Below are 15,392 nucleotides of genomic sequence, written 5' to 3' on the forward strand. Positions count from 1 at the left end.
CTTACCCCTGCTGGCCCGTGCTGCTGACAGCGCGGTTCAATGTACTGTTGACGAGATCCTCGACCTGAATGCGGGCATCGAGAGATTTCTTGTAGTCGGCGGATGAGGTTCTGGCCGGTTCCGGCAGTGCATCCCATTCGAGAGCGGCACCCTTCAGATCGCCATTCTGCAGCTTGTCTTCCATGCGCGCGATCTTTGCATCCGCGCCTTCGCCTTCGACATTGCCGACGGGACGAACCTTGACCAACGACATGGCGCTGTCTGCGAGGCGGTCGAAGATGCCCTGGTTTGGATCGGACGGTGTAAGTGCTGCAAGCATCCCGTTGGCCACATCTGGGAAACGGCGTACCAGTTCGGCGCGGGTCGGCACGCCAGTATTGGCGAAGGGCTTCAAAGCCTGGACCGCGGGGTCGTCCGGCGTGACCTTCGACAGCGTATCGAGTTCGGTGAGGAAGGGGCCGCCGCGATCGATCGCCGCCTTCAGCGCTGCCGAGGCTATCGCGCGCGCAACTTCGACATCGTCACGCGGCTCGTTGATCTTGGCTTCTGCTGCATCCAGTCGCTGCGTCAGCGTCGCGATCGTCTGGCTCTCGGCGGAGCGCTCGGATTGCAAGGTCGAAATCGTCTTTTCGAGCTCGGCGATCTTGGCGGAAGCATCGCCGCCGGAGGCGGTGGAGCTTTCCAGCGCGGCAAGGCGTTGCTCAAGCGCCGAGGCATCTCCTGTCTGCGTCTTGGGCGCGTCCGCGATCTGCTGCTGCAGGGTCGCGACCTGAGATTTTAGCGCGGCAAGTTCCGACGACGATCCGCCATCCGCTGTGCTGGACGGCAGATAGCCTGCATATTGCATGCTACCGGCGGCGAGAAGCGCAATCAGCCCGCCGACGATACCCGCAGCCATCAGGCCGGAGCTTCCCTGCGTTTTCGTATCGCGCGATGCGGTCGTCGAGGCTGTCGCTGGCTTATCCGCGGCCGATGTGGCGGATGACGACGATGCGGAGCTTTGCGGCTTGAAGCTGTCACTTTTGAGCGCGTCTTTTGGGGAGTCGCCAAATGACCCCGCGGCGGTGTTTTTGGTCGCATCGGAAGATGGCGCAGCGGAGGCCGCAGAGGCTGCTGCGGTCGCGGAGGTGACAGGCTTTTGCGCGTCCTGCTTTCCGGCTGCGTTCTCCGCGCTATCCTGCTTTCCGGTTGTGTCTTTTTTGATCGAAGCTTCCGTCTTGGAGACATTCGGCTCCGGTTCGATCGGCGGTTTCGTCGGCTGCTCCCAGATCGGCTTCAGTGTCTCGGCCTTCTCGGTGTCCGTCGCGCTGGTGGCAGGTTTTACCGGCTCGGATGCGCTTGTTTCCGTGACCGACGTTGGTTCATCGGCAGCAGGCTTTGACTGCTCTTGCGTATCGCTCGATGGCTTGGCCGCACTGATATCCGTCACGTCTTTGGCATCCAGATCGATCGTGACCGGTTCGGTCTTGGATTTGGAGTGGCGTGGCGGCTTTCCGGATACCATGACAACCTCATTTCGTCTTGTCTATTCCTCGGTCGCGGTGGCGACGTACCACCTTTCGGAAAGACGGGGTCGCTGGTCGCCACATTGCAAACCTAGTCAGTGATGGTGGCAAAGGAAAGAGGTGAAAGGGAATTAGGTTCCAGTACCTCGGTCCAGAAGATGGAACATTGCGTCCTCGCGTGGTGTAGCGCTTGCCAACGCGCGACTGCGATGTATGGCCGGAACGACGTCCAGAACATTCTCGCTGATGCAGATGAAACGTATCGCGCTGATCAGCGGTGCCAGATCGAGCCTGTCGGAAAGCTCGAAGAAAATCCGGGCGGTTTCCCGAGAGTAGAGCAGAACCACGTCCGGAAGCGGTTCGAAGCGCGCTTGCAGCGTCGGTCGTTCCCAATGAACCGGCTGCATCTCGTAAATCTCCGCCACACTCACTCGTATCGCGTTCTCTGCAAGAGTGCTTTCGAATCCGCCTTCACGCGGGCGTCCGGCAAGATAAAGCAGATGCGGCGACCCATCATCGGGCGCGGGCTTGCTTGCCTGCGGCTTAAATGTGGTTTGCACCAGCCGCGCCAGCGCCACGCCATCACCATCGCCGCTGATGATGGTTCTGAAGCCGATGTCGCGTGCCGCCTTGGCGGTGGCCTCTCCCACGGCAAAGAGTGGGCGGTCCAGGTGGTTGGACAAATCCACGCTGGACGCGCTCAAGGCGCGGATTGCCTCGGCGCTGGTGACGGCCAAAGCGGCGGGCTTGCGCGCCAGTGTCTCTCTGGTGACGTCCGTCTTGTAGACAGGCTCCGTCATGGGCAGGAGAATCGGCTGGTGGCCGCGCTCGCGCAAAAGCGTCGCCGTCTTCTGCCCCGAACGGATCGGACGGGTCACGACGACGCGCATGGCTTATGTCCAGCTTTCGAAGAAGCTGGGACCGGCGGCTTGGCGCACTTTTTCGCCAGCCTGACGTCCGAGCGTTTCGGCATCTGCAAGTCTGCCCGAAACTTCTACGGCATGCTCCGTCTGCCCATCGGGTGTAAGGATGACTCCGTGGAAGTGCAGCTCCTCACCATGACAGGTGGCAAGGCCTGCAATCGGGGTTCGACAGGAGCCGTCGAGCGCTGCTAGAAAGGCGCGTTCGCACATCACTGCATCATAGGTCGGCACGTCGTTGATGGCCGAGAGCAGGTCCTGAATCCGGCTATCGCCGATGCGACATTCAATACCGATGGCGCCTTGGGCTGGGGCAGGGGGAAACGCCTTTGGGTCCAACAGTTCGGTTGGAACCTCGTCCTTGTTCAGCCGCTTCAGGCCGGCGAAGGCAAGCAGAGTGGCGTCCGCCTGACCTTCCGCCAGCTTGCGCAGTCTCGTATCGACGAGCCCGCGAAAGATGATGACCTCAAGATCTGGGCGCAGGCGACGGATGAGTGCCTGACGACGCAACGAGGCCGAGCCGACGATTGCGCCATGCGGTAGCTCCAGAAGGCGAGGCGCTGTTCTGCCGATGAAGGCATCGCGGACGTCTTCGCGCGGCAGGAAGGCGCGAAGCTCCAGTCCCTCCGGCAGCTTGGTCGCCATGTCTTTGGAGGAGTGGACGGCAAAGTCGAGATCGCCGGACAGCAGTTGCGCTTCCAGTTCCTCGGTGAACAGACCCTTGCCGCCGATTTCCGACAAGGGGCGGTCGGTCATGCGGTCGCCCTTGGTTGCCAGCGGCACGATTTCGAACATCTCCGGGGGCAAGTCATGCGCTGCCGCCAGCCGGTCGCGCGTTTCGAACGCCTGCGCCAGTGCCAGCGGGCTACCGCGCGTGCCTATTCGGAAAGGTTTTGTTTGCATCGGCATCTATCCGTTGTTACCGGAGGTGTTCGTACCTAAGTTTCAAAAGCACCGCAATCAACGAACCGGCAGATGACCCCCTTTCTTCGTATCCTCGGCATAGAGACCAGTTGTGACGAAACCGCTGCATCTGTGGTGGTTCGGCATGCCGATGGCCGTGGCGAGATCATCTCCGACGTCGTTTTGTCGCAGCTGGAAGAACACAGCGCCTATGGTGGCGTGGTACCGGAGATTGCTGCGCGTGCCCATGTGGAAGTGCTCGATACGCTGATCGAGGAAGCGCTCGGCAAGGCCGGAGTAACGCTGAAAGACGTCGATGCGATTGCCGCCACATCTGGACCCGGTCTCATCGGCGGGCTGATCGTCGGGCTGATGACCGGCAAGGCGATTGCCAAAGCGGCGAGCAAGCCACTCTATGCCGTCAACCATCTGGAAGGCCATGCGCTGACGGCGCGGCTGACGGACGGGTTGTCATTCCCCTATCTGATGCTGCTCGTTTCCGGCGGCCATACGCAGCTCATTCTGGTGCGCGGTGTCGGCCAGTACGAGCGCTGGGGAACGACCATCGATGATGCACTCGGCGAAGCCTTCGACAAGACGGCCAAGCTGCTTGGTCTGCCCTATCCTGGCGGACCGGCGGTTGAAAAAGCGGCAAAGACCGGTAACCCGGATCGTTTTCCCCTGCCGCGCCCGATGGTGGGTGAGGCACGGCTCGACTTCTCCTTCTCCGGTCTGAAGACCGCCGTGCGGCAGGCGGCGACCGCCATTGCGCCGCTGACGGACCAGGACATTGCCGATATCTGCGCCTCGTTTCAGAAAGCGGTTTCGCGCACCCTTCAGGACCGGATCGGCCGCGGACTTCAGCGTTTTACCGAAACATTTCCTACTGTAGAGGGTGGCCCGGCCCTGGTCGTTGCCGGTGGTGTTGCCGCCAATCAGGAGTTGCGCGGCACCCTGCAGGCGCTCTGCGACAAGCACCGCTTCCGCTTCATCGCGCCGCCGTTGCAACTCTGTACCGACAATGCGGCGATGATTGCCTGGGCGGGGCTCGAGCGCATGGCCCAAGGCATGGAGCCAGATAGTCTCGATGTGCAGCCGCGCTCGCGCTGGCCGCTCGATGCCGAGGCTCAGACCCTTGTCGGCTTCGGCAAGCGTGGGGCCAAGGCATGAGCAAGCGCGAAACCATCGTCGTCATCGGTTCCGGTGCGTTCGGCACGGCGATTGCGGTGGTGATTGCGCTGGTAAATCGTCATGAGGTGACGCTGCTCGGTCGCGATCCGTCGCTGATGGCAGACTTGCAGGCCGATGGCGTGCATGAGGCAGCACTCCCCGGCATTACGCTCCCCGATGCGCTGAAATACTCGGCCGAACCTGAGGTGTTGCGCAATGCAGACATCGTGCTCTTCGCCATGCCTTCGCAGGCGCAAGGCGATGCGGCGCGTCACTATGGTCCTTATCTGGCTAAGGATGCTGTGGTGATGACGCTCGCCAAGGGTATCGACCGCTCCTCCGGCCAGTTGCTGACGGACGTGCTGGAAAAGGAACTGCCTTCGCACCCTATCGCCGTGCTCTCGGGTCCGGGCTTTGCCGCCGATATCGCCAAGGGGCTGCCGACAGCCATGGCGGTTGCTGCAAGCGACGCAGCGCTTGCAGAGCATCTGGCGCAAACCATTTCCGGACAGACCTTCCGGCTTTATGCGTCGACCGATCGGATCGGCGTGCAGCTTGGCGGCGCTCTGAAGAACGTGCTGGCGATTGCCGCCGGGATTGTCGAAGGGGCGGGCCTCGGAGAATCGGCACGTGCTGCACTGATTGCGCGCGGACTTGCCGAAATGTCGCGGCTTGTCGTGGCAATCGGCGGGCAGGCGGATACGGTTCGCGGGCTTTCCGGTCTCGGCGATCTTGTGCTGACGGCCACCAGCCACCAATCGCGCAATCTGCGCTTCGGCATAGCGTTGGGGCAGGGGGACTCGCCGTCCGCCTTCCATGGCGGGCTGGTCGAGGGCGCTTATGCAGCCTCCGTGGCCTCGCGTCTTGCGGCAAAGCATCAGGTCGATATGCCGGTGACCGATGCGGTTGCGGCGATCATCGACGGACGGCTGGACATTCTGACCGCCATGCGACAATTGATGACACGGCCCATCACCACTGAGTAGTGACTGGGCGACAAGAGGAGAAGACAATGCTGTTTGCCTTTATCTGCAAGGATAAGCCCGGCCACCTGAATGTGCGTATGGATACGCGCCCGGCGCATCTGGAGCATCTCAACAAGCTGAACGCCGAAGGCACGCTGAAGATCGCTGGCCCGTTTCTCGATGCCGAAGGCAAGCCGAATGGCAGCTTGGTGATCGTTGAAGCCGCCGATATCGAGGCTGCGCGCGCTCTCGCCGATGCCGATCCTTATGCGAAGGCAGGGCTGTTCGAGAGCGTCGATGTGAAGCCCTATAACTGGGTCTTCAACAATCCGGCGGCGTGAGGACAAACAACGATATGGCGAATTACTGGCTTTTCAAATCCGAACCCGACACATGGTCCTGGGAACAGCAGAAGGCCAAGGGCGAGTCTGGCGAAGAATGGACCGGCGTGCGCAACTATCAGGCACGCAACAACATGCGGGCCATGAAGCTTGGCGACAAGGGCTTCTTCTACCACTCCAATGAGGGGCTGGAAGTCGTCGGGATCGTCGAGGTTTGCGAATTGTCTAAGCCGGATTCCTCTGCAGAGGGGGATGCGCGCTGGGACTGCGTGCACATCAAGGCGGTCCGCGATGTGCCAAAGCCCGTGACCTTGAAGGCGGTGAAGGCCAATCCGAAGCTTGCCGACATGTCGCTCGTCACCTCCATGCGTCTTTCCGTCCAGCCGGTGACGGAAGAGGAATATCTGGAAGTCTGCCATATGGCGGGCGTCGACAAGCCACCGCGCTCGCCAGACTGATCTTCCCCGTTGAAAACCGCGCCAGACGATTTCATCCGCGCCAATACCAGCATCATGGCGCCGCCGCATGTTCCAGAGCTTCGCCTGCATCTGGCGAGTGAAGCGCATGATCTGTGGTTGAAGACGGAAGAAGAACTGGAAGAGATCGGCCTGCCGCCGCCCTTTTGGGCTTTCGCATGGGCCGGCGGCCAGGGGTTGGCGCGCTATATCCTCGACAATCCCGAGATTGTTCGCGGCAAGCGCGTCGTCGATTTTGCCAGCGGCTCAGGTATGGTGGCGATTGCTGCGGCTCTTGCTGGTGCCGCACAAGTGCTGGCGGTCGATATCGATCCCTGGGCAAAGAGCGCGGTTCTGCTGAACGCCGCGGTGAATGGCCTGACGATCGATGCGGTCTCGGACGACGTGATCGGCAAGGACATCGACGCCGACGTTCTGCTTGCCGGCGACGTGTTCTACGACAAGGGATTTGCCGATGCGCTCATCCCTTGGTTCTCAGCCCTCGCCGCCAGAGGTATTGCCGTGCTGGTCGGCGATCCGGGTCGCGCCTATCTCCCGAAGACCAAGTTGACCGCCTGCGCCACCTATCAGGTGCCAGTCACGCGCGCGCTGGAAGACAGCGAAGTCAAGCAGACGACCGTCTGGCGTCTATCGTAAAGCTACAGCATCGCGCTTTAGGCAAGGCTGTTAAGGGCGAATGACGCAGACGCCGGCTTCATACTGGCAGTTGGCGTTCATCGTGCGCTGGTTCACGTGGATGATGCGCGGTTCGACCGTCGTTTTGCGGTATCCGTCCGGCAGATAAGCACCGCCGCTTTGGGCGTAGAAATAGTTTCCGTTGCCAGGAAAACGCGCCGCCGACAATCCGCCTGCATAGGTGCCAAGGCCTCTGATATAAGACGGCAGACCATAACCGCCGACGACAGAGGGCTGCGAATGGCTGTAGGAACGGTACGAGCGATGGTCGCGGTGGTCGTCGTTAGCGCTCGCCAGAGAGGGGGAACCAATGGCGATCAGGAGGGTTGGAATGATCCAATGGGCCCGCTTGAACATGATCTTCTCCATCTAGTTTTTTAGGCTCTCCGTTGAGTCGGAAAGGCATTCTTGTGTTTACGTTTACGTAAATTAATTTGAATGTTGACGTCTGGAAACGCTCGACATTTTATTTTCGATCCCAAGAATCACGCAGAATTTTTAGACCACAATCGATTAAATTCAAAACGGTTGCCGATTGTACTTGTCGTGATGCCCTCGTGCGATTAAAGGTCGCGCTTGGTGCAATGCACATTCTTTCGTCATGTGCGTTGTTTGGGGGCGCCCGGCTATGATCGGCGCCAAAAACGCCGTGAGGTTCATATGGCGAACACGACAAACAATCGGCCTTTGTCGCCGCATCTTCAAATCTATAAGCCCATTCCGACGATGGTTGCGTCCATTGTACACCGTATTACCGGTGGCGCACTCTATTTCGGCACGCTTCTGGTTGCCTGGTGGTTGATCGCGACCGCGTCTGGCGTCGATGCCTACGCGTGGGTGCAATGGGCCATGAGCTCGCTGATCGGCAAGCTGATCCTGATTGGTTATACCTGGGCGCTGGTTCACCACATGCTAGGCGGCCTGCGCCACTTCATGTGGGATCTCGGCCACGGCTTCGAGAAGCATTTTACCACCAAGCTCGCCAAGGCGTCCTTCGTCGTTTCGATCTGTCTGACCGCGCTGATCTGGGTTGTCGCCCTGATCGTGCGCTGAGGAGATATAATCATGGATATGCGCACCCCTCTCGGCAAGGTTCGCGGTCTCGGCTCCGCCAAGGAAGGCACCGAGCACTTCTGGCGCCAGCGCGTGACGGCTGTTGCCAACGTGCCGCTGCTGATCTTCTTCGTCGGTTTCCTGGTCATGTATGGCGGCGCACCCTATGAGGTCGTCGTTTCGGCTCTGTCCAATCCGCTCGTTGCAGTGATCATGGCGCTCGTTGTCGTGTCCGGCCTCATCCATATGAAGCTTGGCATGCAGGTCATTATCGAGGACTATATTCATGCAGAAGTTCCCAAGCTGGTTCTTCTGATGCTGAACACCTTCTTCGCGGTAGTCGTCGGCGGTCTCTGTCTCTTCGCCGTTCTGAAAATCGCATTCGCAGGATAATCCGTCATGGCACCGAACAGTTCATCTTCCCAGAACGGCAAGGCCTATACCTACGTCGACCATTCCTATGACGTCATCGTCGTGGGTGCGGGCGGCGCTGGCTTGCGCGCAACGCTCGGCATGGCCGAGCAGGGCTTCAAGACAGCCTGCATCACCAAGGTTTTCCCCACCCGCTCGCACACGGTTGCGGCGCAGGGCGGTATTGCCGCCTCGCTCGTCAACATGACGCCCGACTGTTGGCAGTGGCACCTTTACGACACCGTGAAGGGCTCCGACTGGCTCGGCGACGTGGACGCCATGCAGTATCTCGCCATGGAAGCGCCGAAGGCGGTCTATGAGCTTGAGCATTACGGCGTGCCGTTTTCGCGTAACGCCGAAGGCAAGATCTACCAGCGCCCCTTCGGCGGCCACATGCAGAATTACGGCGAAGGCCCGCCAGTACAGCGCACCTGTGCTGCCGCCGACCGTACCGGCCACGCCATCCTGCACACGCTTTATGGCCAGTCGCTGCGCAACAATGCGGAATTCTTCATCGAGTATTTCGCGCTCGACCTGATCATGTCGGATGACGGCCGCTGCACCGGCGTCGTTGCCTGGAACCTCGACGACGGCACCATTCACCGTTTCTCCGCCAAGATGGTCGTTCTGGCCACCGGCGGTTACGGTCGCGCCTATTTCTCCGCCACCTCCGCGCATACCTGCACGGGTGACGGCGGCGGCATGATCGCGCGTGCCGGCCTTCCGCTTCAGGACATGGAATTCGTTCAGTTCCACCCGACCGGCATCTACGGTGCGGGCTGCCTGATCACAGAAGGCGCACGCGGCGAAGGCGGTTATCTCGTCAACTCCGAAGGCGAGCGCTTCATGGAGCGTTACGCTCCGTCGGCCAAGGACCTGGCATCGCGTGACGTCGTGTCGCGCTGCATGACCATGGAAATTCGCGAAGGCCGCGGCGTTGGCAAGAACAAGGACCACATCTTCCTGCACCTGGATCACCTCGATCCGGCAGTTCTTCATGAGCGCCTTCCGGGTATTTCCGAAAGCGCCAAGATCTTCGCAGGCGTGGACGTGACGCGCGAGCCGATCCCGGTTCTGCCGACGGTCCACTACAATATGGGCGGCATTCCGACCAACTATTGGGGCGAAGTGCTGAATGCCGACAGCGAAAATCCTGGTCGCATCGCACCCGGCCTCATGGCTGTGGGCGAAGCGGGCTGCGCCTCGGTCCACGGTGCAAACCGTCTCGGCTCCAACTCGCTCATCGACCTCGTGGTCTTCGGTCGCGCAGCCGCCATCCGTGCGGCCCAGGTCATCAACCGCGAGGATCCGGTGCCGGCGCTCAACATTGCTGCCTGCGACAAGATCATGGATCGCTTCGATCGTCTGCGCAACGCCAGCGGCAGCACGCCGACGGCGGTGCTGCGCGACAAGATGCAGCGCGCCATGCAGGAAGATGCCGCCGTGTTCCGCACGCAGGAATCGCTTGCAAACGGTTGCCAGCGTCTCTCCGCCATCTGGAAGGAACTTCCGGACGTGAAGGTCACCGACCGTTCGATGGTGTGGAATTCCGATCTGGTGGAAACGCTGGAACTGGAAAACCTGATGGCCAACGCCATCACCACGGTCTACGGCGCGGAAGCCCGCAAGGAAAGCCGCGGCTCGCATGCACGCGAGGACTATACCGATGGTCCGTTCGCTGGCCGCGACGACGTCAACTGGCGCAAGCACACGCTGGCCTGGGTCAACGAAGCGGGCGACGTCAAGCTCGACTACCGTCCGGTTCACACCGAACTCATCGCCGATGGCATCGATCCTAAGAAGATCGAGCCAAAAGCACGCGTCTATTGATTTGAGAGGTATTGGACATGGTTGAACTTGCTCTCCCAAAAAACTCTCAGATGACCGAAGGCAAGGTCTGGCCGAAGCCCGCAGGCGCGAAGAATGTTCGCGAGTACCGGATCTACCGCTGGAACCCCGACGACGGTCAGAACCCGCGCATCGATACCTATTACATCGATATCGACGATTGCGGCCCGATGGTTCTCGATGCGCTTCTTTACATCAAGAACAAGATCGACCCGACGCTGACGCTTCGCCGTTCCTGTCGTGAAGGTATCTGCGGTTCCTGCGCGATGAACATCGACGGCACGAATACGCTGGCCTGCACCAAGGGCATGGAAGAGATCAACGGTACGGTGAAGGTCTATCCTCTGCCGCATATGCCGGTGGTCAAGGATCTGGTGCCGGACCTGTCGAACTTCTACGCCCAGCACCGCTCCATCGAGCCATGGCTGAAGACGGTATCTCCGACGCCTGCCAAGGAATGGAAGCAGAGCCATGAAGACCGCCAGAAGCTGGATGGTCTTTACGAGTGCATTCTGTGCGCCTGCTGCTCCACCTCCTGTCCCAGCTACTGGTGGAATGGCGACCGTTACCTTGGTCCAGCCGTTCTGCTCCAGGCCTACCGCTGGCTGATCGATAGCCGCGACGAAGCAACGGGCGAGCGTCTCGACAACCTCGAGGACCCCTTCCGTCTGTATCGCTGCCACACGATCATGAACTGCGCACAGGCCTGCCCGAAGGGTCTTAACCCTGCCAAGGCGATTGCCGAGATCAAGAAGATGATGGTCGAGCGTCGCGTTTGATGGTGGCCTGATCCTTGAGACATGTCCAAGCCGCGGCCCGAGGTCGCGGCTTCTTTATTCGCAAGCGGCCAGGAATTTTCCTAAAATGCCGTCGAAATGGCAATTATCGTTGCTGCGTCTTGCGTTAGCTAAGGCTTTGGTAATAATTCAGCCGCTTTGTGTAACCATGAATTTTCCGAAGCGAAGAGAATCGGGAGCTTGAGATGCAAGTTAGATATGTGGTGACGGGCCTTATGGTCGTTATCGGCCTCGCCGGTTGCCAGCGTACCTCTTACGACTATAGCAGCAATTCCAATGCTGGACCCGGCTATACGCCGCCGCTTCAGGCTCAGCCCGTTCCCTCCGTCCAGTCCGGCGCGCTTCCTCCTCCAGGCGGCTCGTCGCAGTTCCCGACAGCGCCGGCAGCGGCAGCACCGACAAGCACGACAATGGCATCTGCGCCGACGACGGCGCTCGACGTGACCAAGGAATCGATGGTTGGCAACTGGCGTGTGTCCAACGGCGCCGCCAACTGCGACATGTTCCTGACGCTCACCAATCTCGGCAGCGGCTCGCGTGGCGGTACGCGCGGTTGCACCGGCGATCTGACGGCCATGGGCTCCTGGGAAGTCTCTGGCAAGATGGTCCAGTTCAAGAACCGTGCAGGCGATACGATCGGCCGCGTCTACAAGACGTCTGACGCCCGTTACGACGGTACGACCAATAACGGCCAGCCTCTGAGCCTCAGCCGATAACAGATCGACGGGGAGCGCGCGTCTGCTTCAAGCGACGTGCGCTTCGCGCGCGGGGTCTTTCTCCATGCAGCCAGTGCCGGCCTATAACCAGAGTGTCGTTGAGCAACTCAACGCATTGACGGCGTCCGGCGAGTTGAAGGCCGATGCCGCCCAACTCGGTGTTGCGGCCCATCTCGACAGAATCCTCTCCGATCTGAAGCTGCGCAAGCCAGCCAAGAAGAAAAGCGCGCTCGGCTGGATGTTTGCCCGCAAGGCTGCATCTTCCCCTTCGGTCAAGGGTCTTTACGTTCATGGCAGTGTCGGGCGCGGCAAGACCATGCTGATGGACATGTTCTTCCAGATGGCGCCGATCGAGAAGAAGCGGCGTTGCCATTTCCATGAATTCATGGCCGATGTTCATAACCGGGTCCATGCGCACCGGCAGAAGCTGAAAAGCGGTGAGACCAAGCAGGCCGATCCAATCCCGCCGGTGGCCGCGCAGTTGCTTGCCGAAGCCGAACTGCTTTGCTTCGACGAGTTCACCGTGACAGACATTGCCGATGCGATGATCCTGGCCCGGCTCTTCACAGAACTCTTCGCCAATGGCTGCACGCTGGTGACGACCTCCAACGTCGTGCCAGACAATCTCTACAAGGATGGCCTCAATCGCGGTCTCTTCCTGCCGTTCATCGATCTCTTGCAGCAGAATGTCGAGGTCGTCAGCCTAGATAGCCCGATCGACTACCGGATGGAGAAGGTCAAGAGCCTTCCTGTCTATGCCACGCCGCTCAATGGCGCTGCCGATCAGGCGATGGACATGGCCTGGCATCATCTGACTGCGGGGCAGGCCGTCGCGCCGGTGGAGATCGAGATGAAGGGTCGCTCGGTCCTCGTGCCACGAGCGGCGGGGCGGGTCGCACGCTTCACCTTCCGCGATCTCTGCGAGAAGCCCCTCGGCGCGTCCGACTTTCTGGCCATCGCCGACCGGTTCGATACCGTCTTCATCGATCACATTCCGATGCTGAGCGCGGATCGCCGCAATGAGACCAAGCGCTTCATCATTCTGATCGACACGCTTTACGATCACACCGTTCGGCTCTTCGCTTCCGCCGCGGCCATGCCGGAGGATCTTCTGGGGACCAGAAAGGGTATCGAAGGTTTCGAGTTCGATCGTACTGCATCTCGACTTTTCGAGATGAGAAGTGCCGACTATCTCGCGCTGCACAATGAAAAGCGGCAGACAGCATGACGTTTTAATGACACAATATATTACGTTTACGTAAGAATTTTATCATCTAAACGATTGAAAAACCTTGCTCTGAAAGAATCGGTTGCCATTTTTGGCCAATGCGTCTAAGCCGAGTGCGACAATTTCAGCCGCAGTCCATCTGCGGAAAATTGAGTTGAAGCTTAAGAGGAAGCATTCGATGTCTCGCAAAAAAATTGCACTTATTGGTTCTGGCATGATCGGCGGCACGTTGGCGCATCTCGCCAGCCTGAAGGAATTGGGCGACATCGTCCTCTTCGATATTGCTGACGGTGTTCCGCAGGGCAAGGGTCTGGATATTGCCCAGTCCGGTCCGGTCGAAGGCTTCAACGCAAAGCTCACCGGCGCGTCCGACTACGCTGCCATCGAAGGTGCAGACGTTTGCATCGTCACCGCAGGCGTTGCCCGCAAGCCTGGCATGAGCCGCGACGATCTTCTCGGCATCAACCTCAAGGTCATGGAACAGGTTGGCGCGGGCATCAAGAAGTACGCCCCCAACGCGTTCGTGATCTGCATCACCAACCCGCTCGACGCCATGGTCTGGGCTCTGCAGAAGTTCTCCGGCCTGCCGAAGAACAAGGTCGTCGGCATGGCAGGTGTTCTCGACAGCGCCCGTTTCCGCCTCTTCCTCTCCGAAGAGTTCAACGTTTCGGTTGAAGACGTCACAGCCTTCGTTCTCGGCGGTCACGGCGACACGATGGTGCCGCTCGCACGCTACTCCACCGTTGCCGGCATTCCGCTGACCGACCTCGTCAAGCTTGGCTGGGTTTCTGCAGAGCGTCTCGAGCAGATCATTCAGCGCACCCGTGATGGCGGCGCCGAAATCGTTGGCCTCTTGAAGACCGGTTCTGCCTACTACGCACCTGCAGCTTCCGCCATCGAGATGGCCGAATCCTACCTCAAGGACAAGAAGCGCGTCCTGCCTGCTGCCGCCTACCTTTCTGGCCAGTACGGCGTCAACGACATGTATGTCGGCGTGCCGACTGTTATCGGTGCTGGCGGTATCGAGCGCATCATCGAGATCGAACTCAACAAGGACGAGGAAGCAGCCTTCCAGAAGTCCGTCGGTGCCGTTGCCGGTCTTTGCGAAGCCTGCGTCAACATCGCTCCGTCGCTGAAGTAATTGCCTCTCAGGCTGTAAACAGGGAATAATCCATGAATATTCATGAATATCAGGCCAAGGCTCTTCTGAAGAGCTTCGGTGCGCCGGTTGCCGAAGGGGTTGCCATCCTCAAGGTCGAAGAAGCCGAAGCTGCTGCCAAGCAGCTTCCTGGCCCGCTTTACGTGGTCAAGAGCCAGATCCACGCCGGTGGCCGCGGCAAGGGCAAGTTCAAGGAACTCGGCCCCGATGCCAAGGGCGGCGTTCGCCTTGCAAAGTCCATCGAGGAAGTCGTTTCCCACGCCAAGGACATGCTCGGAAACACGCTGGTTACCGCCCAGACGGGCGACGCCGGCAAGCAGGTCAACCGTCTCTACATCGAAGACGGCGCCGACATTGCTCGCGAACTCTATTGCTCGCTGCTGGTTGACCGTTCGGTCGGCAAGGTTGCTTTCGTCGTTTCGACCGAAGGCGGCATGGACATCGAAGCTGTCGCCCACGACACGCCCGAGAAGATCCACACGATTGCTATCGATCCGCAAGCCGGTGTAACGGCTGAAGACGTTGCCAAGATCTCCAGCGCGCTGGAACTTGATGGCGCTGCTGCCGAAGACGCAAAGTCGCTGTTCCCGATCCTCTACAAGGCCTTCGTCGAAAAGGACATGGCGCTTCTCGAGATCAACCCGCTGATCGTCATGGAAAATGGCCATCTGCGCGTTCTCGACGCCAAGGTGTCCTTCGATGGCAACGCGCTGTTCCGCCATGACGACGTCAAGGCTTTGCGCGACGAGACCGAAGAAGACGCCAAGGAAATCGAAGCCTCCAAGTGGGACCTCGCCTACGTTGCTCTCGACGGCAATATCGGCTGCATGGTCAATGGCGCCGGTCTTGCCATGGCGACGATGGACATCATCAAGCTGTACGGCAAAGAGCCTGCAAACTTCTGCGACGTCGGCGGTGGCGCTGGCAAGGAGAAGGTCGCTGCAGCCTTCAAGATCATCACCGCAGACCCGAAGGTCGAGGGCATCCTCGTCAACATCTTCGGCGGCATCATGAAGTGCGACGTCATCGCTGAAGGCGTTATCGCCGCAGTGAAGGAAGTCGGTCTTAAGGTTCCGCTCGTCGTGCGCCTGGAAGGCACGAATGTCGAACTTGGCAAGAAGCTCCTGAACGAATCCGGCCTCGCCATCACGGCTGCCGACGATCTGGACGATGCTGCCAAGAAGATCGTCGCCGCGGTCAACGGCTAATTTTAAGGATCCTGATT

17 protein-coding genes are annotated in these 15,392 nt (G+C 59.9%); 13 read left to right on the plus strand and 4 right to left on the minus strand.

From position 1 onward, the window contains the following. Position 1: 1 nt before the first annotated feature. The 3 genes from QZ869_RS16370 to hemC all read right to left on the minus strand — a co-directional run bounded on the left by QZ869_RS16370 (position 2) and on the right by hemC (position 3,328). Positions 2–1,504: a hypothetical protein gene (locus QZ869_RS16370; protein WP_296105951.1), complete on the minus strand. Its 1,503-nt coding sequence runs from the start codon at positions 1,502–1,504 to the stop codon at positions 2–4. Between the two features lie 132 nt (positions 1,505–1,636). After that, entirely contained in the window at positions 1,637–2,395 is a 759-nt protein-coding gene (locus tag QZ869_RS16375) for a uroporphyrinogen-III synthase (RefSeq protein ID WP_296020453.1), read from the minus strand. 3 nt (positions 2,396–2,398) lie between these two features. After that, entirely contained in the window at positions 2,399–3,328 is a 930-nt protein-coding gene (hemC, locus tag QZ869_RS16380) for a hydroxymethylbilane synthase (RefSeq protein WP_296035205.1), read from the minus strand. Between the two features lie 72 nt (positions 3,329–3,400). On the opposite strand from hemC, the gene tsaD reads away from it, so the two are divergent. The 5 genes from tsaD to QZ869_RS16405 are packed head-to-tail and all read left to right on the plus strand — an operon-like array spanning position 3,401 to position 6,916. Then, the gene (tsaD, locus tag QZ869_RS16385) at positions 3,401–4,498 is read left to right on the plus strand and encodes a tRNA (adenosine(37)-N6)-threonylcarbamoyltransferase complex transferase subunit TsaD (RefSeq protein WP_296105952.1); all 1,098 of its coding nucleotides are present in this window, start codon (positions 3,401–3,403) and stop codon (positions 4,496–4,498) included. Further along, positions 4,495–5,484 carry an NAD(P)H-dependent glycerol-3-phosphate dehydrogenase gene (locus tag QZ869_RS16390; RefSeq protein WP_296105954.1) on the plus strand — a complete coding sequence of 330 codons (990 nt, stop codon included), beginning with the start codon at positions 4,495–4,497 and terminating at the stop codon, positions 5,482–5,484. The genes tsaD and QZ869_RS16390 overlap by 4 nt, the downstream gene beginning before the upstream one ends. Before the next feature lie 26 nt (positions 5,485–5,510). After that, on the plus strand, positions 5,511–5,804 hold the full coding sequence (locus QZ869_RS16395; RefSeq protein WP_296020444.1) for a YciI-like protein: 294 nt from the start codon (positions 5,511–5,513) through the stop codon (positions 5,802–5,804). Between the two features lie 14 nt (positions 5,805–5,818). After that, positions 5,819–6,262 carry an EVE domain-containing protein gene (locus QZ869_RS16400; protein ID WP_296020442.1) on the plus strand — a complete coding sequence of 148 codons (444 nt, stop codon included), beginning with the start codon at positions 5,819–5,821 and terminating at the stop codon, positions 6,260–6,262. Between the two features lie 9 nt (positions 6,263–6,271). Beyond that, positions 6,272–6,916: a methyltransferase gene (locus QZ869_RS16405; RefSeq protein ID WP_296105956.1), complete on the plus strand. Its 645-nt coding sequence runs from the start codon at positions 6,272–6,274 to the stop codon at positions 6,914–6,916. 30 nt (positions 6,917–6,946) lie between these two features. Here QZ869_RS16405 and QZ869_RS16410 read toward each other — a convergent pair whose 3' ends face one another. Next, on the minus strand, positions 6,947–7,312 hold the full coding sequence (locus QZ869_RS16410; RefSeq protein WP_296105958.1) for a hypothetical protein: 366 nt from the start codon (positions 7,310–7,312) through the stop codon (positions 6,947–6,949). A 303-nt stretch (positions 7,313–7,615) separates the two neighbouring features. Here QZ869_RS16410 and sdhC point away from each other — a divergent pair, with 303 nt between their 5' ends. The 8 genes from sdhC (at position 7,616) to sucC (ending at position 15,375) form a co-directional block, all read left to right on the plus strand. Further along, positions 7,616–8,008 (plus strand): succinate dehydrogenase, cytochrome b556 subunit, encoded by a 393-nt coding sequence (sdhC, locus tag QZ869_RS16415; protein WP_296035216.1) that lies wholly within the window; start codon positions 7,616–7,618, stop codon positions 8,006–8,008. Between the two features lie 12 nt (positions 8,009–8,020). Then, complete coding sequence (gene sdhD / locus QZ869_RS16420; RefSeq protein ID WP_296020435.1) at positions 8,021–8,401, plus strand: succinate dehydrogenase, hydrophobic membrane anchor protein; 381 nt, start codon at positions 8,021–8,023, stop codon at positions 8,399–8,401. Between the two features lie 6 nt (positions 8,402–8,407). Next, positions 8,408–10,249, plus strand: coding sequence for a succinate dehydrogenase flavoprotein subunit (gene sdhA / locus QZ869_RS16425; protein ID WP_296105960.1), 1,842 nt, complete (start codon positions 8,408–8,410; stop codon positions 10,247–10,249). Between the two features lie 17 nt (positions 10,250–10,266). After that, positions 10,267–11,046 (plus strand): succinate dehydrogenase iron-sulfur subunit, encoded by a 780-nt coding sequence (locus QZ869_RS16430; RefSeq protein ID WP_296020430.1) that lies wholly within the window; start codon positions 10,267–10,269, stop codon positions 11,044–11,046. Between the two features lie 203 nt (positions 11,047–11,249). Then, positions 11,250–11,780, plus strand: a complete 531-nt coding sequence (locus QZ869_RS16435) for a protease inhibitor Inh/omp19 family protein (protein WP_296020427.1) — start codon at positions 11,250–11,252, stop codon at positions 11,778–11,780. A gap of 64 nt (positions 11,781–11,844) precedes the next feature. Next, positions 11,845–13,008: a cell division protein ZapE gene (gene zapE, locus QZ869_RS16440; protein WP_296105963.1), complete on the plus strand. Its 1,164-nt coding sequence runs from the start codon at positions 11,845–11,847 to the stop codon at positions 13,006–13,008. Positions 13,009–13,186: 178 nt separating this feature from the next. Continuing rightward, complete coding sequence (gene mdh / locus QZ869_RS16445; RefSeq protein ID WP_296020422.1) at positions 13,187–14,149, plus strand: malate dehydrogenase; 963 nt, start codon at positions 13,187–13,189, stop codon at positions 14,147–14,149. A 32-nt stretch (positions 14,150–14,181) separates the two neighbouring features. Further along, positions 14,182–15,375: an ADP-forming succinate--CoA ligase subunit beta gene (sucC, locus tag QZ869_RS16450; RefSeq protein WP_296020420.1), complete on the plus strand. Its 1,194-nt coding sequence runs from the start codon at positions 14,182–14,184 to the stop codon at positions 15,373–15,375. The last annotated feature ends 17 nt before the right edge of the window (positions 15,376–15,392 follow it).

The sequence above is a fragment of the uncultured Agrobacterium sp. genome, from assembly GCF_913777885.1.
Lineage (GTDB): Bacteria > Pseudomonadota > Alphaproteobacteria > Rhizobiales > Rhizobiaceae > Agrobacterium.